The sequence below is a fragment of the Actinoplanes sp. NPDC051405 genome, from assembly GCF_055586185.1.
Genome location: NZ_JBVJIR010000024.1, coordinates 50,875 through 70,596, shown reverse-complemented (window position 1 = coordinate 70,596; position 19,722 = coordinate 50,875). Strand labels below are relative to the sequence as shown.

The window sequence follows — 19,722 nt, the reverse complement described above, 5'->3', positions numbered from 1 at the left end:
ACCCGTCGGACAGTGACGGATAGGTCTCGGCGAGTGCAGCGATCTGGAGATCCGCTGCTCGGCGACGTGCCTTGATGAGAATTGAGACCGGCAGAGTGCCGTGAGTCTCGGGTGCGCGCCGAACCGCAGAGATCGCTTGCTTCGCGGCTGTGCTAGGTCTTGAGCGTAGTCAACTCGGACGACCTGCGGCAACAGGGCCCCGCTCGGCGTGTTCCACCATACTCCCTTTGACAAGGGCGCCGCCGCTATCCACGCCCAACGACTCGGCGCGCCATTCGGTTCCGGGCCGGAAATCAGCAGGTACCGGGCTCAGGGCCAGCACTGTCGGCCCCGCGCCGCTGACAACTGCCGCAACCCCGACAGAACGCAGCGCCGCCACCAGGGAAGCCGTGCCGGGCATCGCCTCGGCCCGATACCCCTGGTGCAGCCGGTCCTCGGTGGCCGTGAAGAGAAGCTCGGGCTCCCGGGCGAGGGCGTGGACCAGCAGCGCGGCCCGGCCCGTGTTGAACGCGGCGTCCGCATGGGGCACGGCACCGGGCAGCGCGGCCCGCGCGGTGGCGGTCAGGCCCCGTTCCTGCGGAACGAAGAGCGTCGGTTGTACGCCGGGAGCGACGTCCAGCCGTACGGCCCGGGAACCGCTCGCCTCGGTCCAGGCGATGGTGAAGCCGCCGAGCAGGCAGGGGGCGACGTTGTCCGGGTGCCCCTCCAGCCGCGCGGCGATCCGCAGCGCGGCCTCGTCATCCAGCTGCTCCCGCACCAGCGCACGGGCCAGCTGCACCCCGCCGACGATGGCGGCGGACGAAGACCCGAGCCCGCGCGCCTGTGGGATGCGGTTGACGCACTCCACGGCCACCCCGGCCGGACGGCCACCGAGCTCGTCGAAGGTGGCGAGCATGGCCCGCACCACCAGATGACTCTCGTCGGTGGGCAGCTCACCAGCACCCTCACCGGTCACGGAAACGGTCCAGGAATCCCCGATGACCCGGGCGCTCAGGTCGTCGTAGAGCGTGAGCGCCAGGCCCAGCGTGTCGAAGCCCGGGCCGAGATTGGCGCTGGTCGCCGGGGTACGCACCCGCACCGGCTCGGAGACGAAGGTCAGGCCCATCGCCTCATGCTAGGCGTTGATCATCATCCACGGGATGTCGCACCCGGCCGTTAAGGTCGCGGGCATGACGGTGGGATACCTGTTCTCGGGCATGCTGGGTCATCTGCCCCTGCTGGCCGTGCTGATCGTGGGATTCGTCCTGGTCGCCACCCGGCGAGACCGGCTGAGCCCGCGCAGCATGCTCTTCGCCCGGCTGGGCCTGGGCGCGCTGATGCTCGGCAGCCTGCTCCAGTTCGCCTGGACGATGCTGATCCCGACGCTGTACTCGTCACTGGACTACTCAGCGACCCAGTACGGCATCGTGTTCGGCCTGATCGGCCTGATCACCTCCTTGATCTCGGCGGCGGGGGTGGGTCTGCTCATCGCGGCCGTGGTGACGCGCGGGTCGGCGCCGGGCTTCGCGGGGCCGGTGCCGGGCGGCCAGCCGTTCGCCGGACCACCTCCGCAGTACGGGCCGGGCTTCGAAGGCCCTCCTTCTCCGGGCGACCAGCCCTACGGAAACTCCCCTCCCGGCGGCTGGCCCTACGGGGATTCATCTCCCAGTAGCCAGCCCGATAGCAACTCGCCTTCTGGCAGCCAGTCCCACGGAGGCTTCCAACCCGGCGGACAGCCTTTTGGGGCCGGCGATCGGCCTGCTGGCTCACCGTTTGCCGGCTAGCTCCGCCACCGGTCAGCCGGGCGGCTGTCCGGCGTGCGGCAGACGGGCGGGCGCGGGCCGGCACACAGCGGACCCGCGGGCGCCGGGCGGCTGTCCGGCGTGCGGCAGACGGGCGGGCGCGGGCCGGCACATGGCGGACCGGCGGGCGCAGGCCGGCGACCGGCGCGCGGCGGGGTGCGGGGTGCGGGGCTGTCCGGCGCGCGGCGGGGTGCGGGGTGCGGGGCTGTCCGGCGCGCGGCCGACCGACGCCCGGCCGACCGACGCCCGGCCGACCGACGCCGGCGGACCGGCGGACAAGCGGACGGCGGACCGGCGGACGGCGAACCGGCGGACGGCGGACCGGCGAGCGGCGGACGGGGGCGGCCGACCGGCCTGGGCCAGCGGGCGGCTGTCCAGCGGACGCAGGCCGCTGGCCTGGGCCAGCGGGCGCGGGTCGGCAGGCGCGGGTCGGCAGGCGCGGGCCAGCAGGCGCAAGCCAGCGGGCCGGGCGCCCATCAGGCGCTTCAACCACGCCCCGGTCGCTACAGCTAGTGCTTCGGAACGGAGGCGGGGTCTGCGTCTGGGTCGCCGGGGAGTCCTTCCGCGGCAGGGCCTTCGTAGGTCGGCCGGGCACCTCCCATGGGCGGCCCCTCAACCGGACCGACATTGTCGGCCGGGACCCCATCTGCCGGGATCCCGTCTGCGGCCGGGACCGCGCCGTTGCCCGAGACCGCACCACCAGCCGAAACCACGCCACCAGCCGCGACCGCGCCGTTGCCGGAGGCCGCACCACCAGCCGAGTCCGCACCACCAGCCGAGACTGCACCACCAGCCGGGACCGCACCACCAGCCGGGACCGCACCACCAGCCGAGACTGCACCATCGACCACGACGGCGCTGTCGGTTGAGGCCACGCCATTGCCCCAGGCCGCACCATCGACCGGGAGCACGCCGCTACCCGAGGCCACACCGCCGGGATGGTCCGATGCCGGGTTGGGCGGTTGTTCGCTGTCGTCGGCCGGAGTCGCGTCCGCGAGCGACAGGTGGCGAGTCGCGAAGCGCCAGCCGATCGCGTACAGCAGGGTGATCAGGCCGCAGGCGATCAGGATGACCCGTTCGTCCACGCGGTCCACGAAGGCCGCCGCGCCGAGCTGGCTCACCGAGATCGCCAGCGTCGCCAGCATCATGTCCGTGGCGAACACCCGGCCGCGGAGCCTGTCCGGCACCTCGCCCTGCAGGGCGTAGTTGGACAGCACCCAGTTCGTCCCGCCCGCGAAGTGGGCCACGAAGACCAGCGCCAGCACGAGGGGGAACCACGGGGCGAAGGCCACGCCGATGTAGCCGAGGCCGTACAGGCCCATCGACAGGGCCAGGCCGGGCAGCAGCCAGGTGCGGTGGTTCAGGACCGGCCGCATCACCAGCGGTCCGACCAGGGCGCCGGCGCCGCGTACCGCGAAGAGCAGGCCCGCGCCCAGGGCGCCGACGCCGTAGATGCCGGCCAGCAGCGGGAAGACTGTCAGTACGCCGTTGCCGAGGCCCACCGCCGACTTCACGGTGACCAGCGCGCGGAGCCTGGGCCGGGCACCGATGTAGCGCAGCGCTTCGATCAGGGCGTGCCAGGCACGCGGCGGCACATAGTTCGGGTCTCGCGGCGCCTGGAGCGGCCGGCGGATCATCGCGGTCAGTACGGCCGCCACGAACAGGCTGACCGAGGCGACCGCGAAGCTGACGTACGGGCCGAAGGCGCTGCTGACGATGCCGCCCAGTGAGGCGCCGACGATGGTCATCGTGCCCCAGGCTGAGCCGGCCACCGAGTTGGCCGCGGCGAGGTCCGCCGGGTCGACCACGTTCGGCAACGCCGCGGACGCGGCTGGGGAGTAGAAGGCCTTGGCGATCGCTACGGCGCCGATGGCGACCAGGGCCAGCGGTGCGGTGGCCGCCGACCGGACGAAGAACAACAGCAGGATGGCCACGAGCGCGGCCACGTTGGCCGCGATGAGGATGGTGCGGCGGTCCAGGCGGTCGGCGACGGTTCCCGTGTACGGCAGCAGCAGCGCATTGATCCCGGTATCCGCGGCCAGCACCAGCGCGCCCCACACGCCGCTGCCGGTCAGTTCGGGCAGCAGCACCAGCAGCGGCACCATGACGAACCAGTCGGAGCCGAACACGACCAGCTCGGCCCCGAACAGCCGCCGGAAGTCACGGTTACGGGTAAGGACCGAGAAGGGAGTCGCCACGTACCGGAATCTACCGGTCGGGTCGTGCTGCGGCGCGGCGGCCGATCCCGCAGGGCCGGCCGCCGCATTCCGTCACGCTGACGGCTGGTACCGGGCGCCGCGGCCTCTCCGGTGAGCCCGAAGAGGCCCAGCGCCGCTTCGATCAGGCCGGCGGCGGTGTCGCCGGGCGGCGCGGCATCTTCAGGACCTCGAACTGGTCCGTGTAGCCACGCAGTGCTCCGCTCTGCGGCTCCGCCTCGGCCCGCGCCGGCTGTCCGGCCGGTGCGCCCTCCGGCGCCTCGTGCGCGCCGCCGCTCGAGTCCGGGACCTGGTCGTCGGCTGGGACCGCACCGCCCGGCTCGTCGGCCGCGTGCTTCGGCGTCTCCGCCACCTGGGTCGCACCGCTGCGCTTCATCGCCTTGCGGGCCCGGCGGCGTTCGCGCCGGGTGCGGCCCTTCAGTTTGGTGTTCTCCACCATGGTGTAGAGCGCCGGCACCAGGACCAGGGTCAGCAAAGTCGAGCTGACCAGGCCGCCGATGACCACGATGGCCAGCGGCTGCGAGATGAAGCCGCCCTCGCCGGTGAGCCCGAGGGCCATCGGCAGCAGCGCGAAGATCGTCGCGATGGCCGTCATCAGGATCGGGCGCAGCCGGTGCCGGCCACCCTCGACGACGGCTTCCTGCACGCCCAGACCCGCCTGGCGGTAGTGGTTGATCAGGTCGAGCAGCACGATCGCGTTGGTGACCACGATGCCGACCAGCATCAGCACACCGATCAGGGCCGGGACGCCGAGCGGGGTGCCCGTCGCCAGCAGCAGCGCGATCGCGCCGGTCGCCGCGAACGGGATGGAGATGAGCAGGATCAGCGGCTGCAGCAGGCTGCGGAAGGTGGCCACCATGATCACGAAGACGATCGCGATCGCGGCCAGCACGGCCAGGCCGAGGTCGGCGAACGCGTCCGCCTGGTCCTGGCTGACGCCGCCGATCTCGTAGCTTGCCCCGGACGGCAGCTGCAGTGCGTCGAGCCGCTTGGTCAGCTCGGTCGTGGTCTTGCCGACGTTGGAGCCGGTCGCCGTGCCCTCGACCGTGACGCTGCGGTTGCCGTCGATCCGGGTGACCTCCTCCGGACCGTCGACCTCGGTGATGTCGGCCACCGAGTCGAGGGTGACGAGCTGGCCGCCGGGCGTGGTCAGCGGCAGCTTGCGCAGGGCGTCGGCGCTGGCCGGCGGTGCGCCCAGGGCGAGGACGACGTCCTGGCCGACCCCGTTGACGGTGATCTGCCCGGCCGGCGCCGAGCGGAACGCCCCGGCCACCGACTGGCCGATCGCGGCCTCGGTGAGCCCGCGGGCCGCGGCGGCGGCCCGGTCGACCTTGACGTCGAGGCGCGGAACGCTCGCGGCGAGCGTGCTGCTCACGTCGGTGACGTCCGGCGTGCCGGCCATCGCGTCCTGCACCTGCTTGGTGGCGGCCGTCAGCGCCTGCTGATCGCCCGCCTGCACCACGACGGCCAGCGCGCTGCCGTCGAAGCCGGTGCCGCTGTCGTTGCCGACGGTGACCTCGCCGACGTCCGTCATCCCCTTGAACTGCTCACGCAGCTCGTCGGAGACCTTGGCCGCGTCGACGTCCTCCTTGAGCGCCACGTTGAAGCCGGCGCCGCTGGCTCCGCCGGAGCCGACGAACGGGTTGAACTCGCCGTTGCCCACGGTGACCTGGTAGTTCTTGATGTCGTCGCGGGCGGCCAGCACGGTCTCGACCTTCTTGGCCGCCGCGTCGGTGGTCGCCAGGTCGGTGCCCACCGGCAGGTCCTGGGTGAGCGCGATGGTGTCCTGGCCGGACTCGTCGAGGAAGTTCGTCTCGAGCCGGCTGGCCAGGCCGAGCGTGCCGATCAGGATGACCATGCCGATCGCGATGGTGCTCCAGCGGGTGATCCGGCTGCGGGTCACCCAGCGGATGATCGGCAGGTACGCGCGCTGCAACGGGCTGCGCAGCTCCTTCTCCTCGGCGGCCCGGCGGACCTCCTCGGACTCGGAGCCGCCGGCGGCGGGCCGCAGGAACCAGTACGCGAGCACCGGCACGACGGTCAGCGACACGAACAGCGAGGCGATCAGCGCGACCGTGACCGTGATGGCGAACGGCGCGAAGAGCTGACCGACGAAGCCGCCGACCAGGGCGATCGGGGCGAACACGGCGACCGTGGTGAGCGTGGAGGCGGTGACCGCGCCGGCCACCTCCTTGACGCCGGACGTGATCGCGTGGACCTTCGTCTCGCCGTACCCCAGATGCCGTTTGATGTTTTCCAGCACGACGATCGAGTCGTCGACCACCCGGCCGACCGCGATGGTCAGCGCCCCCAGGGTGAGCAGGTTGAGCGAATAGTCGCCGAGCTTGAGAGCGATGAGCGCGATCACCACGGACAGCGGGATGGACACCGCGGTGACCAGCGTCGAACGCACCGACAGCAGGAACACCAGGATGACGATCACGGCCATGATCAGGCCGAGCAGGCCCTCGGTGGTCAGGCTCTCGATCGACTTCTCCACGAACGGCGCCTGGTCGGTGATGACCGTGAGCTTGGCGTTCGAGGACTTCTCGAGCTCGGCGATCTTGTCGCGGACCTCGTGGGAGATGTTGACCGGGTTGCCGTCCGGCGACGCGGTGACCGCGATGCCGAGGCTCTCGACCCCATCCGTACGCGTGAACGACGTGGCCGTGGCCAGCTGCTGGTTGACCGAGGCGACGGACCCTAGGGTGACCGGGCCCCTGCTGCCGCTCAGGTAGAGGCCCTTGAGCTCGTCGAGAGTCTGGATCGGCTGGCCGACCTGCACGCTCAGTGAGCGGCTGCCGTCGGTGACCGCACCGGCCGGGATCGAGACGCCGTTGCTCTGCAGCAAGGTGGCGATCGCGCGCGGGTCGACGCCCGCGGCACCGAGCTTGGCCCGGTCAGGCGTGATCACGATCTGCTGGGCCCGGGTGCCCGTGACGGCCACCTCGCGAACGCCCTCGATGGCGTTGAGCTCGGGAATGACGCTCTGCTGGAGCCGGTTGGCCAGCGCCGCCTGGTCCTTGCCGCCGTCGGACGCGGCCAGGATGATCGCCGGGATGTCGTCGGTGCTGCCGGCGAAGATGGTCGGCTCGACGTCGTCGGGCAGCGTCGGCTGGATCCGGTTGACCGAGGTGGTCAGCTGGTTGACCGCGTTGTCGAGGTCGGTGCCGAACTCGAAGAGGACCTGGATGGTGGCCGAGCCCTCACGGGTGGTGGACGTGATGGTGTCCAGGCCGTCGGCGCCCTTGACGGCGTCCTCGATCGGCTTGGTCACCTGCGCTTCCATGATCTCCGGGCTGGCACCGGGCAGGACCACCCCGATGAACGCGCCCGGGAACTCGAGCGAAGGCAGCAGCTGCTGCTTGAGCGACGGCACCGTGTAGATGCCGAAACCGGTGATCACCACCGCGATGAGAGCGACGAGCCCCCGGTTGGCGAGACTGAGCCTGGTCAGAAATGACATGTGCTCCCCCGTGAAAGTTCGGCCAAGGCATATAGTTTGCCCGACGCGAACAAATGGTTTTCGCCGGGGTCCGCTGATAGCGTCCCGTCACAAGAAGGACGCGCTCCGGCCACCGGCGCGCAACACAGGAGGTGCGGTGGCCGAGAAAGAACGACTCATCGCCGACATTATGGGCGCGCAGCAGCGGCTCCAGCACCTGTTCGCCTATGACCGCTCGGACCCGCTCTTCACGTCCCAGCTCACCATGCCGCAGCTCAAAATCCTGCTGTTGCTGCACCGGCTGGGCGACACCTCGGGCCGGGAGCTGGCCGGGCTGCTGGGCGTGAGCCTGGCCACGATGAGCGGCATGGTCGACCGGCTGGTGGCCCACGACCTGGTGACCCGGACGGAGGACCCGCACGACCGCCGGGTCCGCCGGATCGCGCTGAGCAGCACCGGCGCGGGGATGATCGCCAACATCATCACGGCCGGGACGGAGAAGCAGACCCGGGTGCTCAAGCGCCTCACGGACGCCGAGCTGCGCACGGTCGCGGAAGCGATGACGGCGATGGTCCGGGCGGCCTCCGAGGAAGCCGAGTCAGCCGCGTGCGGCGTTCCCCAGGACCAGCCGGCCGTCAACGCGACCAAGTCCTGACCCGGTCGCCGCAGCGAAACGACGAGCGCCGGCCACGAGGGCCGGCGCGCGGTTCAGCGAAACAACGAGCGTCCGCCCGCGGCGCCGGCGCGCAACCCGCCCTGGAGCAGCTCGCGTCAGGCCAGGTCGAGGGCCTGCGCGGCCGCCATCACGTCGTTCTTGATCGTGGTCGGTGAGGGCGCGGTGCTGATCGCCCACTCCGGGTCCTTGAGGCCGTGCCCGGTCACCGTGCAGACCACCGTGCTGCCGGCCGGGATCATCCCGGCCTCGGCCTGCTGCAACAGCCCGGCCACACTCGCCGCGCTGCCCAGCTCGACGAAGACGCCGACCTCACGGGCCAGCAGCCGGTACGCCGACAGGATCTCCCGGTCGGTCACCGCCGAGATGAGCCCGCCGGAGCTGTCCCGGGCGTCGAGGGCCTTCGTCCAGCTCGCCGGGTTGCCGATCCGGATGGCGGTGGCGATGGTCGACGGCTCCGGCACCACCTGGCCGTTGACGATCGGGGCCGCGCCCGAGGCCTGGAAGCCGTACATCTTGGGCACGACCTTGCTGTTGCCCGCCTCGTGATCCTCCTGGTAGCCCATCCAGTACGCGGAGATGTTGCCCGCGTTGCCGACCGGCAGGCAGTGGATGTCGGGCGCGGTGCCGAGCGCCTCGACGATCTCGAAGGCGGCCGTCTTCTGCCCGTGCAGGCGGAAGATGTTGACCGAGTTGACCAGCGAGACCGGGAAGTCCTGGGACAGCTTCGAGGCGAGCGCCAGGCAGTCGTCGAAGTTGCCGTTGACCTGGAGCAGCTTGGCCCCGTGGACCAGCGCCTGGGCCAGCTTGCCGAGCGCGATCTTGCCCTGCGGCACCAGCACCGCGCAGGTCAGCCCGGCCCGGGCGGCGTACGCGGCCGCGGAGGCACTCGTGTTGCCGGTCGAGGCGCAGATGATCGCCTTCGACCCCTCCTCGACGGCCTTGGACACGGCCATCGTCATGCCGCGGTCCTTGAAGGAGCCGGTCGGGTTGGCCCCTTCGACCTTGAGGTACACGTCCGCGCCCGTGCGCCGGGACAGCACCGGCGCGGGCACGAGCGGCGTGTTGCCCTCATGCAGCGTGACCACCGGGGTGGTCGCGGAGACCGGCAAGCGGTCCCGGTACGCCTCAATCAAGCCCCGCCACATGGCACTGCCCCTTCGTCGTCAACCCTGCAAGCATGCCGTACGTACCCGAATAGCGGGACTTGGCGTCCACACTCTGGGCTCAAGCGCCGCCCTCGACGCGCAGCACGCTGGCGATCGAGCGGACGATGTCGAGCGACCGGAGATCCTCGACGGTGGCCGCCAGGTTCGCGTCCGGCGCGCCGTGGGTCACGATCACCAGCGTGGCGTCCTCGTCCCGGCCGGACTGCCGCACGGTCGCGATGGATACCTCGTGCTTGGCGAAGACGCCCGCCACGGTGGCCAGCACACCCTGGCGGTCGGCCACGTCGAGGCTGATGTGATAGCGCGTGACGGACTCGCCGATCGGACGGATCGGCAGGTGGGCGTACGAGCTCTCGCTCGGCGCGCGGGTGCCCGAGAGCCGGTTGCGGGCCGCCGCCACGATGTCACCGAGCACGGCGCTGGCTGTCGGCGTACCCCCGGCTCCCCGGCCGTAGAACATCAGCTGCCCCGCGGCCTCGGCCTCGACGAAGACCGCGTTGAACGCGTCGCCGACGCCGGCCAGCGGGTGGCTGCGCGGGATCATCGCCGGGTGCACCCGGACGCTGACCGAGTCGGTGCCGGCGGAGTCCGGGCCGCGCTGGGCGATGCACAGCAGCTTGATCGTGCAGCCCATCTCCTTGGCGCTGGCCATGTCGGCCGCCGTCACGCCGGTCATGCCCTCGCGGAACACGTCCGCGGCGGTGACCCGGGTGTGGAACGCGAGCGAGGCGAGGATGGCGGCCTTGGCGGCGGCGTCGAAACCCTCGACGTCGGCGGTCGGGTCGGCTTCCGCGTACCCCAGCTCGGTGGCCTCGTCCAGGGCCTCGCCGAAGCCGGCGCCGGTGGCGTCCATCGACGACAGGATGAAGTTGGTCGTGCCGTTCACGATGCCGGTGACCCGGGTGACGCGGTCGCCGTGCAGCGACTCACGCAGCGGGCGCAGCAGCGGGATCGCGCCGGCCACGGCGGCCTCGTAGTAGAGGTCGGCGCCGCCCTCGGCGGCGGCGTCGTGCAGGGTCGCGCCGTCCTCGGCCAGCAGCGCCTTGTTGGCCGTGACCACACTCTTGCCGGCCTTCAGCGACTCGGTGAGCCACGAGCGCGCGGGCTCGATGCCGCCGACCACCTCGATGACCACGTCCACGTCGTCGCGCTTGACCAGGCCGAGCGCATCGGTGGTGAACAACGCCGGGTCGATGTCGCTGCCGCGCTGCCGGCCCGGCCGGCGCACCGCGATGCCGACGAGCTCCAGCGGGGCGCCGATCCGGGCGGTCAGATCCTCGGACTGCTCGTGCAGCAGGCGCACGACCTCGCTGCCGACAGTGCCGCATCCGAGCAGGGCCAGGCGAACCGCGGGCTTCTCAGAACTCATCCCACATCCAATGCGAGCAGATCATCTTCGGTCTCCCGGCGGACGATCACGCGAGACGCGCCGTCACGCACGGCGACCACCGGCGGCCGGGGCACGTGGTTGTAATTGCTGGCCATGCTCCGGCAGTACGCGCCCGTACCGGGCACGGCGAGAAGATCTCCGGGCTGCACGTCGGCGGGCAGGAATTCATCCTTCACGACAATGTCCCCGGATTCACAATGCTTTCCCACGACGCGGGCGAGCAGCGGGGGCGCGTCGGACTCGCGACCGGCCAGCGTGGCCGAGTACGAGGCGTCGTAGAGGGCGGTACGGATGTTGTCGCTCATCCCGCCGTCCACGCTCACGTACGTCCGGATGCCGTCGACGTCCTTGACCGTGCCCACCTCGTACAGGGTGAACACAGCCGGTCCGACGATGGCCCGGCCGGGCTCGATCGAGAGCTTGGGCCGCCGCAGATTTTCGGCCGCGCACTCGGCGTCGACGATCTTGTTGATCCGCTTGGCCAGGTCGCCGGCCGGCGACGGGTCGTCCTGGGTCGTGTACGCGATGCCGAAGCCGCCGCCGAGGTCCAGCTCCTCCAGCTCGACCCCGCGGGCGTCGCGGATCTGCGCCTGCAGCTCCAGCACCCGCCGGGTGGCGACCTCGAAACCGGACGTGTCGAAGATCTGCGAGCCGATGTGCGAGTGCAGCCCGTGCAGGTCCAGCACGCCCTCGTCGAGCACCCGGATCGCCGCCTCGAACGCGGCCCCGCCGGCCAGCGAGAAGCCGAACTTCTGGTCCTCGTGCGCGGTGGCGATGAACTCGTGGGTGTGCGCCTCGACGCCGACGGTGACCCGGATCAGCACCTTCGGCCGCTTGCCGCTCTCCCGGGCCAGTGCGGTCAGCCGGTCGATCTCCTGGAACGAGTCCAGGATGATCCGGCCGACGCCCGCGTCCAGCGCCCGGGTCAGCTCGGAGATCGATTTGTTGTTGCCGTGGAAGCCCATCCGCTCGGCCGGGAATCCGGCTGCCAGCGCAACGGCCAGCTCCCCGCCGGAGCAGACGTCGAGGAAAAGTCCCTCCTCGTTGATGACCTTGACCACGGCCTTGCAGAGGAACGACTTGCCCGCGTAGTAGACATCCGCGCCGGCGAAGGCGGCCGCGAAATCGCGGCAGCGCGAGCGCAGGTCGTCCTCGTCCAGGAAGTACGCCGGAGTGCCGTGCTCGGCGGCCAGATCGAGCACGCTCACGCCGCCGATCTCCAGGGCCCCGGCCTCGGCGCGGCGCACGGTCCGCGGCCAGAGCTGCGGCACGAGCGCGTTCACGTTCTGCGGGGTACGCAGCCACGCCGGTCCCCGGTTGCCGATGTCGCCGTGCAGCGCCCCGGCCTCATGTGCCCGCATGACTACATCCTCTCGGGGGCGGAGACGCCCAGCAGTGCCAAACCGTTCGCGATCACCGTTCGGGTGGCGTCATTCAGCCACAGGCGGGCCTTGTTGGCCTCGCCGATCGGTTCGTCGCCCTTCGGGAGGATCCGGCAGGCCGGCTCGTCGTAGAACCGGTGGTATGCCCCCGCGACCTCCTCCAGGTAGCGGGCGACGCGGTGCGGCTCACGCAGCTCGGCCGCGCTCGCCACCACAGCCGGATATTCGCCCAGCGCCTTGAGAAGGTCGTTCTCCTTCTCGTTGGTGAGCAGCTCGGGCCGGAAGTCGGCGGCCTCGCCGCGGATCAGCCCCACCGCCGCGGCCTGGCGCGCGGCGCTGGCCGTGCGGGCCGCGACGTACTGGACGTAGTACACCGGATTGTCCCTGGAGGCCCGGGTCCACAGAGCGATGTCGATGTCGATCGGCGAGTCCGAGGAGTACCGCGCGAGGGCATACCGGGTGGCGTCCACGCCCAGCGCGTCGACGAAGTCCTCCAGCGTGATGACCGTGCCGGCCCGCTTGCTCATCCGCAGCGGCTCGCCGTCGCGGACCAGGTTGACCAGCTGGCCGATGAGGATCTCGAGGTTGGCGTCCGGGTCGTCGCCGAAACACGCCGCCATGGCCTTCATCCGGCCGATGTAACCGTGGTGGTCGGCGCCCAGCATGATCACGACGCGGTCGAAGCCACGCTTGCGCTTGTCCAGGTAGTAGGCACAGTCCGCGGCGAAGTACGTCCAGTCGCCGTCGGACTTGCGCAGCACCCGGTCCTTGTCGTCACCGAAGTCGGTGGTCCGCAGCCAGGTGGCGCCGTCAGCGGAGTAGATGTGCCCCTGCTCGTGCAGCCGGTCCAGGGCCTCCTGCAGCTCACCCCGGTCGTGCAGGTCCTTCTCGTTGAAGTACGTGTCGAAGTGCACGCCGAACTCGTCCAGCGACTGCCGGATCTCGGCGAACATCAGCTTGACGCCCTCGACCCGGAACACCTCCAGCGCCTCGTCCTCGCCCAGCTTCAGCGCGTCCGGGGCCTCGGCCAGCACCGCGGTCGCGATCTCCGCGATGTACGCACCGCCGTAGCCGTCCTCGGGGGCCGGCTCACCCTTGGCCGCCGCGTACAGCGAGCGGGCGAACCGGTCGATCTGCGAACCGGCGTCGTTGAAGTAGTACTCCGTGCCGACGTCGGCGCCGGCCGCCCGCAGCAGCCGGGACAGCGCGTCACCGACAGCCGCCCAGCGCACCCCGCCGATGTGCACGGGGCCGGTGGGGTTGGCCGAGACGAACTCCAGGTTGATCCGCTGGCCGGCCAGGCGGTCGGTGCGGCCGTACTCCTGACCCGCCAGCACCACGTCGCGCGCCAGCACCCCGGCGGCGGCCGCGTCCAGCCGGATGTTGAGGAAGCCGGGCCCCGCGATCTCCACCGACTTGATGCCGGGACGGCTGCTGAGCTCGTCGGCGAGCGCCGCGGCCAGCTCACGCGGCGCGACACCGGCCTTCTTGGCGAGCTGCATGGCCATGGTCGACGCGTAGTCGCCGTGCTCGGGGTTTCGGGGTCGCTCCACCGTCGTGGTCCCCGGCAGCAGGGAGACATCCAGGCCGCGGGTGACGAATACGGCACGCGCAGCTGTGAGAACGGTGGAAGCGAGGTCAGCGGGAGTCACTGAGCCATGCTATCCGGGTAGACTTTGCCGCCCGGCGGCGTACCGGGGCCTGCTCGCGGGCCCGGCCCGACCTTTCCATCGGATTGACGAGGAACGATGAGCATGAGCACCCCGGGACCCGAGCGGGTCCCGTCCACCGTGAAGGTCGACAAGACGTCGGGCCAGGGCAAGCCGCCCGCGGCCAAGTCCGCCGGGGCCAAGTCCGCCGGGGCCAAGTCCGGGACCCGCCCGGGCGCCCGCCCGCAGGGCAAGGGCGGCAAGGGCCGCAAGCCCACCGCGCCGGTGACGGTCAAGGGCAGCCGCAACTGGGGCCCGATCGCGGTGGCCGGTGTGGTCGTGCTGATCGCGGTCGGCATCATCGGGTACGGCGTGTTCGCCTCGATCAAGGGCACCGAGTCCTGGCAGGACAAGGCGGCCGGGATCGAGGGCGTGGTCAACTACCGCGCCCAGAACAACCCGGCGATCAACGCGCAGGACCACAAGGAGGGCCCGCTCACGTACGTGACGAACCCGCCGGTGGGTGGCGCGCACAACTCCGTCTGGCAGAACTGCATGGGCGACGTGTACGCCCAGCCGATCGCCAACGAGCACGCCGTGCACAGCCTCGAGCACGGCGCGATCTGGGTGACGTACAAGCAGGGTCTGGCCGCCGACCAGGTCTCCAAGCTGCAGGAGAAGGTCCAGGGCCGGGACTACATGTTCATGAGCCCGATCGCGAACCTCGACAAGAACATCTCCCTGCAGGCGTGGGGCTACCAGCTCAAGGTCGACAACGCCGACGACAAGCGCATCGACCAGTTCATCCAGGCGCTGCGCCTGAACGCGACGCTGGAGCCGAACGCCGCCTGCTCGAGCGGCAACACGACGACCGGCCCGCTGCAGGCCGCAGCTCCTCCCGCGGGCAACTGATGACAGTCTCGACCGAGTCGCCCGCCCCGGCCGAAGCCGACGCGAACGACACCACCACCCCGGCCGGCCGCCACCGGTTCGGGGCGGCGTGGCTCGCCGCCGTACTGGTCTTCGGCCTGCTCGTCGGGCTGGCCATCGGCCTGCTCGGCCCGCGCCTGACCACCCCCGGCGACGACTCGGTCGAGGCCGGCTTCCTGCGCGACATGAGCACCCACCACGCCCAGGCGGTGGAGATGTCGATGATCGCCCACGCCGGCTCGACCGACCCGGCGGTCATCTCCCTGAGCGCGGACATCGCCCTGACCCAGCACGGCCAGATCGGCTACATGCAGGCCTGGCTGCGCGACTGGCACCTGAGCCCGACAGCGTCGACACCACCGATGACCTGGATGAAGGACTCGGCGGGCTCGGTGCAGAACGGCCTGATGCCGGGCATGGCCACCCCGGCCCAGCTGGCCGACCTCCGCAAGGCGACCGGCAAGGCCCTGGACGTGCAGTTCCTGACCCTCATGCGCCAGCACCACCTGGGCGGCATCCACATGGCCCAGGAGATCCTCACCGAATCGGACAACACCGACGTCACGTGGCTGGCGGAGTCCCAGGTCCGCGGCCAGCAGGGCGAGATCAACCTGATCGACTCGATGCTGAAGAGGATCCAGGCGAGCTGACCGGCGGCGCGCCGCGGAACCGATTGGCGAGGGCTCCGCGGCGCCTGCTAGGCTCAGTTCCGCTGAGCCCCCGTAGCTCAGGGGATAGAGCGTCGCCCTCCGGAGGCGAAAGCGCAGGTTCGAATCCTGCCGGGGGCACAAAGCTTCACAAGGCAATCTTGGGTCACTGACCAGCACAAACTGGTTCGGTGGCCTTTTTTGTCGGCCCGGCCGTGCAGGATGGCGCGACTCGTCGGTGAGCGGAGAACCGTCGCCGAACCGGCCCGGGTGACCCGCCAGGCGCTGCTGGGCGTCGCGGATGTGCGCGGCCGTCTCGTTCACCGCGCTGTCGTTCACCGACAGCGCGATCCCGCCGCCGACCAGCAGGTCACCGTGGCCGGGCACCGGGGTGATCCACGTTTCGTAGGTGTAGGTGGCGCCGCCGTTGACGACGTGGCTGATCTGCTGGTGGATCGCGAACTGGACCTGGCTGCTCGGGGTGCCGTTCGGATTGTTGATCAGCCGGACGAAGCCGTACTGGAAGCACATGGTGAATTTCTGGTCTTCATCTCGACGCAGGAGTAGGCGCTTCTGGCCGCCTTCCCCGCTCGGCACACGACGCGTCCGCGGCGGCCCGCAGCACCGGAGCCGCCGACGCGGCTCGAGTTCCGACACCGACCGGCAACGGCGAGGGCAGCGACGCCTCGGCGGCCGGCGCTCCGGCCGGGGCTGTGGCCAACGCGGTGCCCGAGACGGAGCAGGCCAGGATCAAGCCGGTGCACCCGGCGAAGATGGCGTTTCTTGTTCTGCGCATGGTGCCCTCCGACGCGTGGTCCATGATGGCCCGAGGGCCACTCGGCCGGACAGAGCGCTGACCGGTAGCGGCCACCCACAACACGTCTGGTGCGGTTTACGGAGCGCCGGTGATGACCACGGCCCGGTGCGGGTAGGCGTTCTCCCGGAGTTCGGTGAGCATGAAGTCCGCGAGGTCGGCGCGGGACACCTTGGCGGTGAAGGAGAGCCGGAGGTCGGTTCCAGCGCGGAAGCTGCCGGTGCGAGGTCCGTTGGTGAGGACCGGTGCGCGGACCACCGTCCATTGGGTATCGCTGTCTCGGACGAGAGCTTCCATCTGTTCCTTGTCCCGGAGCACGGCCCGTTCGAGCAGCCATGACGCGGTGACATAGGGGCTGCGGTCCCGGCTGTCCGCGACGCCGTAGTTGCTCAAGATGATGAGTCGGCGGGGGCCGTTGCCGGCTGCGGCGGACAGCACCGTACGGATGCCTTCGGTACATACGTCGGGGCCTCGGCGGCGCCTGCCCAAGGTGCTGATGATCGCGTCGGCGCCCTTGAGTGTCAGGGCCACCGCCCCGGGGTCGCGCACGTCGCCACCGACGACGCGAAGCTGTGCGCGCGGACCGATCCGGGACGGATCGCGGGTGAGCGCGCTGACCTCGTGGCCGTCCTGCAGGGCGTGCTCGACGACGACGCGGCCGGCGCGGCCGGTCGCGCCGAAGATGGCCAAGCGCAATTGATGCTCCTCGACATGGTGGCGACAAAATTATCCGGTACACGTGTCCCGCTTAGCTGTTACAGTGCCGCCGGCAGCATCGGACGTCAACCCCTGGAGGCCAGTCATGCTGATCGTCGCCGGAGCCGGCTACGTCGACCCCGACCACCGCGATGCACTCCTGGAGAGCCTCACCCCGGCTCTCCGTCGGAATCGGATCACCGCGGGATGCCTGGACTATGTGGTCGCGGCCGACCCGATCGAGCCCGACCGGGTCAACATCTACGAGAGGTGGGAATCCGAGGCCCACCTGGCCGCCCACCTGGCCGGCGTCGCGCAGACCGCGCCGCCGATGCCGGACGTGCGCGCCGTGGAGCTCGTCCGGTACGAGATCAGCGGGTTCGGACCACTCCAAGGCTGAACCAGTCAGCGCGGTTACCATCGCAGCGATGCCACCCCCGGACCGAAACCCCGACCCCGCGAGCACCGACGCGGGCGAGAAGGCGGCCCGGCCCCAGCGCGCCGACGGCCGGCGCAATCAGGCGCGGGTTCTGGAAGAGGCCTTCGCCGCCTTCGCAGCTCACGGTGCCGCGGTTCCGATCCGCGAGATCGCCCGTCGAGCCGGCGTGAGCACCGGCACCGTCACCCGGCATTTCCCCACCAAGGAGGCGCTCTTCCAGGCGGTTGCGCTGCACCGCATCGAACACCTTGTCCGCAGCGCGGAGGACATCGCCGCCCGGGAGGCCCCGGCAACCGCGTTCTTCACCTTCTTCGCGTTCCTGGTGCGTCAGGGCGCAGCCGATCACGCGGTCGGTGACGCCCTCACCGGTGCGGGGTTTGATCTCCAGGCCGCGGCGTCGACAGCCATCAGCGATTTCGGCGCGGCCATGACGGGTCTGCTCAGCCGGGCGCAGCAGGCCGGAACGGTCCGCGCCGATGCCGACACCGCGGACATCAAGGCCCTCATCGCCGGCTGCATCGCCCGCGACGACAACGGCGCCGCCCAACAGCGCATGATCGAGATCGCCTGCGACGGACTCCGGCCCCGCCGGACCTGAACGGCGACGGCGACGCAGGCCTGCGAGACAAGGCCGAGGACCGGAGGCGAGAGCCGATCGGTGGCCCTTGTCGTACGTCCGGGTTCTCGCCGCTTCGAGCCGGCCGACCCCGTTCGGCGGGGTCTTGGCCACGATCGGGGGACCACGCCGTTGTCGCCCCGTTTCGCGGGCCATGCTGCCCCGATGAAGCGGATCCTCTCGGCGCTGGCCCTGGTCGCCGCCACCCTCGCCGTGCCCGCCACCCCGGCCCAGGCCGCCGCACCCGGGAAATGCGGCGATGTCCTCTTCGTGGGCGCCGCCGGGTCCGGCGAGGCCGACAAGGGCTGGCCCGGATACGACAAGTCCGGGATGGGTGCCGAGGTCACCGCGGTCTACAAAGCCGTCAAGGCGAAGGCCAAGGGCCGGACCGTCACCTCGTACGCGCTTCCCTACCGGGCCGCGCCCGTGCTGCCGACGATGATCTATCCCGGGATCGGGAAGTTCATGGAGAGCCTGATCGACGGCGAGGGCAAGCTCAACGAGTTCCTGTTCGACCGGATCCGGCAATGCCCCCGCGAGCGCCTCGTGCTGGCCGGCTTCTCCCAGGGCGCGATGGTCATCCACCGCAGCATGCAGATCCTCGGCAGCCGGGTCACCGATCGGATCGACGCGATCGTGCTGATCGGTGACGGCGACCGGCTACCCCGCGACGACGGGCAATTGCTCGGCAGCGCCGGCGCCAAGGCCAAGGGTGTCGGCCTGTGGTATCCGAAGTTCTCGCTGGCCAGCGGGGCCAGGTTCGGCGCCATCGGCAACCGGGTGTTCAGCCTCTGCAACTCTCTGGACATCGTCTGCGATCACCGCCCAGGGCTGCACAACGCCGCGACGCCGGCAGGCCGGGTCGCGATGAGCGTCGGCACCGCCGTCCACATGAGCTACCGGGTCGGGCCGCAGCTCGATGAGCTCGGCGCGAAGGTGGCCGCCAAGCTGCCCAAGGTCTACCGCACGAGCGGCCGCGCCGGCTTCGTCTCGTACGTCACCGGGGTCACCTGCCCGGCTGTGAGCAGCGGCTACGTGCTGGTCGTGACGCGCGGTGCGGGTCAGGGGGCGCCCGGAGTCGAGTCGTACGACGAGTTCAGCAGCGGGGCGTGGGTCGGCAGTTCCGAGACCGCCGGACCGGGCGCCTATCCGGCGAGCGTCGTCTGCGAGGCGTCCACCGATCCGAACGTGCGCACCGGCGGCCGGAGTCTGGCCACGTACAGCTTCACCCAGACCGTCACGACGACCCGGCCGGTCCTCGGGGTCAGCCCGGCGGCCGCCCGGCCGGGGCAGGTTCTGACGGTGACCGACGGCGGCGGCTGCGGCGCCTACCCGACACCCGCGCAGGCCGTCGAGGTCTCGGTGTACGACGCGATCCGCGGCGGCAAGCCGGTTGTCGAGGGCACCGCCGCGGTGACCGCCGCCGGGCGCTGGGATGCGGTACGGCTGGTTCTGCCGGCCGGGTCCGGGGCCAGTGGCTGGCACGTGACCGCTACTTGCCGGGCCGCCAAGGACGACACGCCCGATCAGTCCTATCACCTGTACCCGAGCGTGACCGTCGCCGCGGGCTGACGGGGTAGCGGCTAGGCCACAGACTGGTCTCATGGCCGAAGACACGCAGCGGACGCTTGTGCGGTGGCTGGGTCCCGCTGTGTGCGGGGTTGCGCGCAACCAGCTGGCCGACGTGGTGCCCTATGTGGTCGTGGCCGCGGCGCTCTTCCTGGTCGCGATCCTGTACGGGCTCAGCCGACCGGACGCCACGGCACCGCTGGTGCAGGGTCTGCCCAGGATCGCACTTGCCGGGCTGAGCCGTCCCGAACGGGTGGTCCGCCCGGCCGGGCGGACCACACCGCGCCGAGAGCAGTAGGGGCCGGG

At 70.9% G+C, this 19,722-nt stretch carries 16 protein-coding genes, 1 tRNA gene and 1 pseudogene; 10 read left to right on the top strand and 8 right to left on the bottom strand.

Features of this window, described 5'->3' with window-relative positions; all coding sequences use genetic code 11:
- Positions 1-169 precede the first annotated feature (169 nt).
- Positions 170-1,105, bottom strand: a complete 936-nt coding sequence (gene thrB, locus ACZ6S4_RS38915) for a homoserine kinase (RefSeq protein WP_465479703.1) — start codon at positions 1,103-1,105, stop codon at positions 170-172.
- A gap of 16 nt (positions 1,106-1,121) precedes the next feature.
- On the opposite strand from thrB, the gene ACZ6S4_RS38910 reads away from it, so the two are divergent.
- The gene (locus tag ACZ6S4_RS38910; protein ID WP_465479702.1) at positions 1,122-1,763 is read left to right on the top strand and encodes an energy-coupling factor transporter transmembrane component T family protein; all 642 of its coding nucleotides are present in this window, start codon (positions 1,122-1,124) and stop codon (positions 1,761-1,763) included.
- A gap of 980 nt (positions 1,764-2,743) precedes the next feature.
- Here ACZ6S4_RS38910 and ACZ6S4_RS38905 read toward each other — a convergent pair.
- Together ACZ6S4_RS38905 and ACZ6S4_RS38900 are read right to left on the bottom strand one after the other, a co-directional pair.
- A pseudogene (locus ACZ6S4_RS38905) lies at positions 2,744-3,979 on the bottom strand (MFS transporter); the annotation flags it as partial.
- A 142-nt stretch (positions 3,980-4,121) separates the two neighbouring features.
- Positions 4,122-7,463, bottom strand: coding sequence for an efflux RND transporter permease subunit (locus ACZ6S4_RS38900; protein ID WP_465479701.1), 3,342 nt, complete (start codon positions 7,461-7,463; stop codon positions 4,122-4,124).
- Positions 7,464-7,599: 136 nt separating this feature from the next.
- Here ACZ6S4_RS38900 and ACZ6S4_RS38895 point away from each other — a divergent pair, with 136 nt between their 5' ends.
- Positions 7,600-8,097 (top strand): MarR family winged helix-turn-helix transcriptional regulator, encoded by a 498-nt coding sequence (locus ACZ6S4_RS38895; protein WP_465479700.1) that lies wholly within the window; start codon positions 7,600-7,602, stop codon positions 8,095-8,097.
- A 116-nt stretch (positions 8,098-8,213) separates the two neighbouring features.
- Here ACZ6S4_RS38895 and thrC read toward each other — a convergent pair whose 3' ends face one another.
- From thrC to argS, 4 genes are all read right to left on the bottom strand, one after another.
- On the bottom strand, positions 8,214-9,263 hold the full coding sequence (gene thrC, locus ACZ6S4_RS38890; protein ID WP_465479699.1) for a threonine synthase: 1,050 nt from the start codon (positions 9,261-9,263) through the stop codon (positions 8,214-8,216).
- Between the two features lie 79 nt (positions 9,264-9,342).
- The gene (locus ACZ6S4_RS38885; protein WP_360550315.1) at positions 9,343-10,653 is read right to left on the bottom strand and encodes a homoserine dehydrogenase; all 1,311 of its coding nucleotides are present in this window, start codon (positions 10,651-10,653) and stop codon (positions 9,343-9,345) included.
- Complete coding sequence (gene lysA / locus ACZ6S4_RS38880; RefSeq protein WP_465479698.1) at positions 10,650-12,035, bottom strand: diaminopimelate decarboxylase; 1,386 nt, start codon at positions 12,033-12,035, stop codon at positions 10,650-10,652. The genes ACZ6S4_RS38885 and lysA overlap by 4 nt, the downstream gene beginning before the upstream one ends.
- Positions 12,036-12,037: 2 nt before the next feature.
- Positions 12,038-13,708, bottom strand: coding sequence for an arginine--tRNA ligase (gene argS, locus ACZ6S4_RS38875; protein WP_465479697.1), 1,671 nt, complete (start codon positions 13,706-13,708; stop codon positions 12,038-12,040).
- A gap of 96 nt (positions 13,709-13,804) precedes the next feature.
- Between argS and ACZ6S4_RS38870 the strand changes: the two genes are divergently transcribed.
- From ACZ6S4_RS38870 to ACZ6S4_RS38855, 4 genes are all read left to right on the top strand, one after another.
- The gene (locus tag ACZ6S4_RS38870; RefSeq protein ID WP_465479696.1) at positions 13,805-14,617 is read left to right on the top strand and encodes a DUF3105 domain-containing protein; all 813 of its coding nucleotides are present in this window, start codon (positions 13,805-13,807) and stop codon (positions 14,615-14,617) included.
- Positions 14,617-15,285 (top strand): DUF305 domain-containing protein, encoded by a 669-nt coding sequence (locus ACZ6S4_RS38865; RefSeq protein WP_465479695.1) that lies wholly within the window; start codon positions 14,617-14,619, stop codon positions 15,283-15,285. The genes ACZ6S4_RS38870 and ACZ6S4_RS38865 overlap by 1 nt, the downstream gene beginning before the upstream one ends.
- Positions 15,286-15,351: 66 nt before the next feature.
- A tRNA-Arg gene (locus ACZ6S4_RS38860) sits at positions 15,352-15,423 on the top strand.
- Positions 15,424-15,504: 81 nt separating this feature from the next.
- Positions 15,505-15,849 carry a hypothetical protein gene (locus ACZ6S4_RS38855; RefSeq protein WP_465479694.1) on the top strand — a complete coding sequence of 115 codons (345 nt, stop codon included), beginning with the start codon at positions 15,505-15,507 and terminating at the stop codon, positions 15,847-15,849.
- Between the two features lie 325 nt (positions 15,850-16,174).
- Here the strand turns inward: ACZ6S4_RS38855 and ACZ6S4_RS38850 are convergent, their stop codons facing one another.
- Positions 16,175-16,792, bottom strand: a complete 618-nt coding sequence (locus ACZ6S4_RS38850) for an NAD(P)-dependent oxidoreductase (protein ID WP_465479693.1) — start codon at positions 16,790-16,792, stop codon at positions 16,175-16,177.
- 106 nt (positions 16,793-16,898) lie between these two features.
- Here ACZ6S4_RS38850 and ACZ6S4_RS38845 point away from each other — a divergent pair, with 106 nt between their 5' ends.
- From ACZ6S4_RS38845 to ACZ6S4_RS38830, 4 genes are all read left to right on the top strand, one after another.
- Complete coding sequence (locus ACZ6S4_RS38845; protein WP_465479692.1) at positions 16,899-17,192, top strand: putative quinol monooxygenase; 294 nt, start codon at positions 16,899-16,901, stop codon at positions 17,190-17,192.
- 28 nt (positions 17,193-17,220) lie between these two features.
- Entirely contained in the window at positions 17,221-17,829 is a 609-nt protein-coding gene (locus tag ACZ6S4_RS38840; RefSeq protein WP_465479691.1) for a TetR/AcrR family transcriptional regulator, read from the top strand.
- 183 nt (positions 17,830-18,012) lie between these two features.
- Complete coding sequence (locus tag ACZ6S4_RS38835) at positions 18,013-19,419, top strand: cutinase family protein (RefSeq protein WP_465479690.1); 1,407 nt, start codon at positions 18,013-18,015, stop codon at positions 19,417-19,419.
- A 31-nt stretch (positions 19,420-19,450) separates the two neighbouring features.
- Positions 19,451-19,714, top strand: a complete 264-nt coding sequence (locus tag ACZ6S4_RS38830) for a hypothetical protein (protein WP_465479689.1) — start codon at positions 19,451-19,453, stop codon at positions 19,712-19,714.
- Positions 19,715-19,722 lie beyond the last annotated feature (8 nt).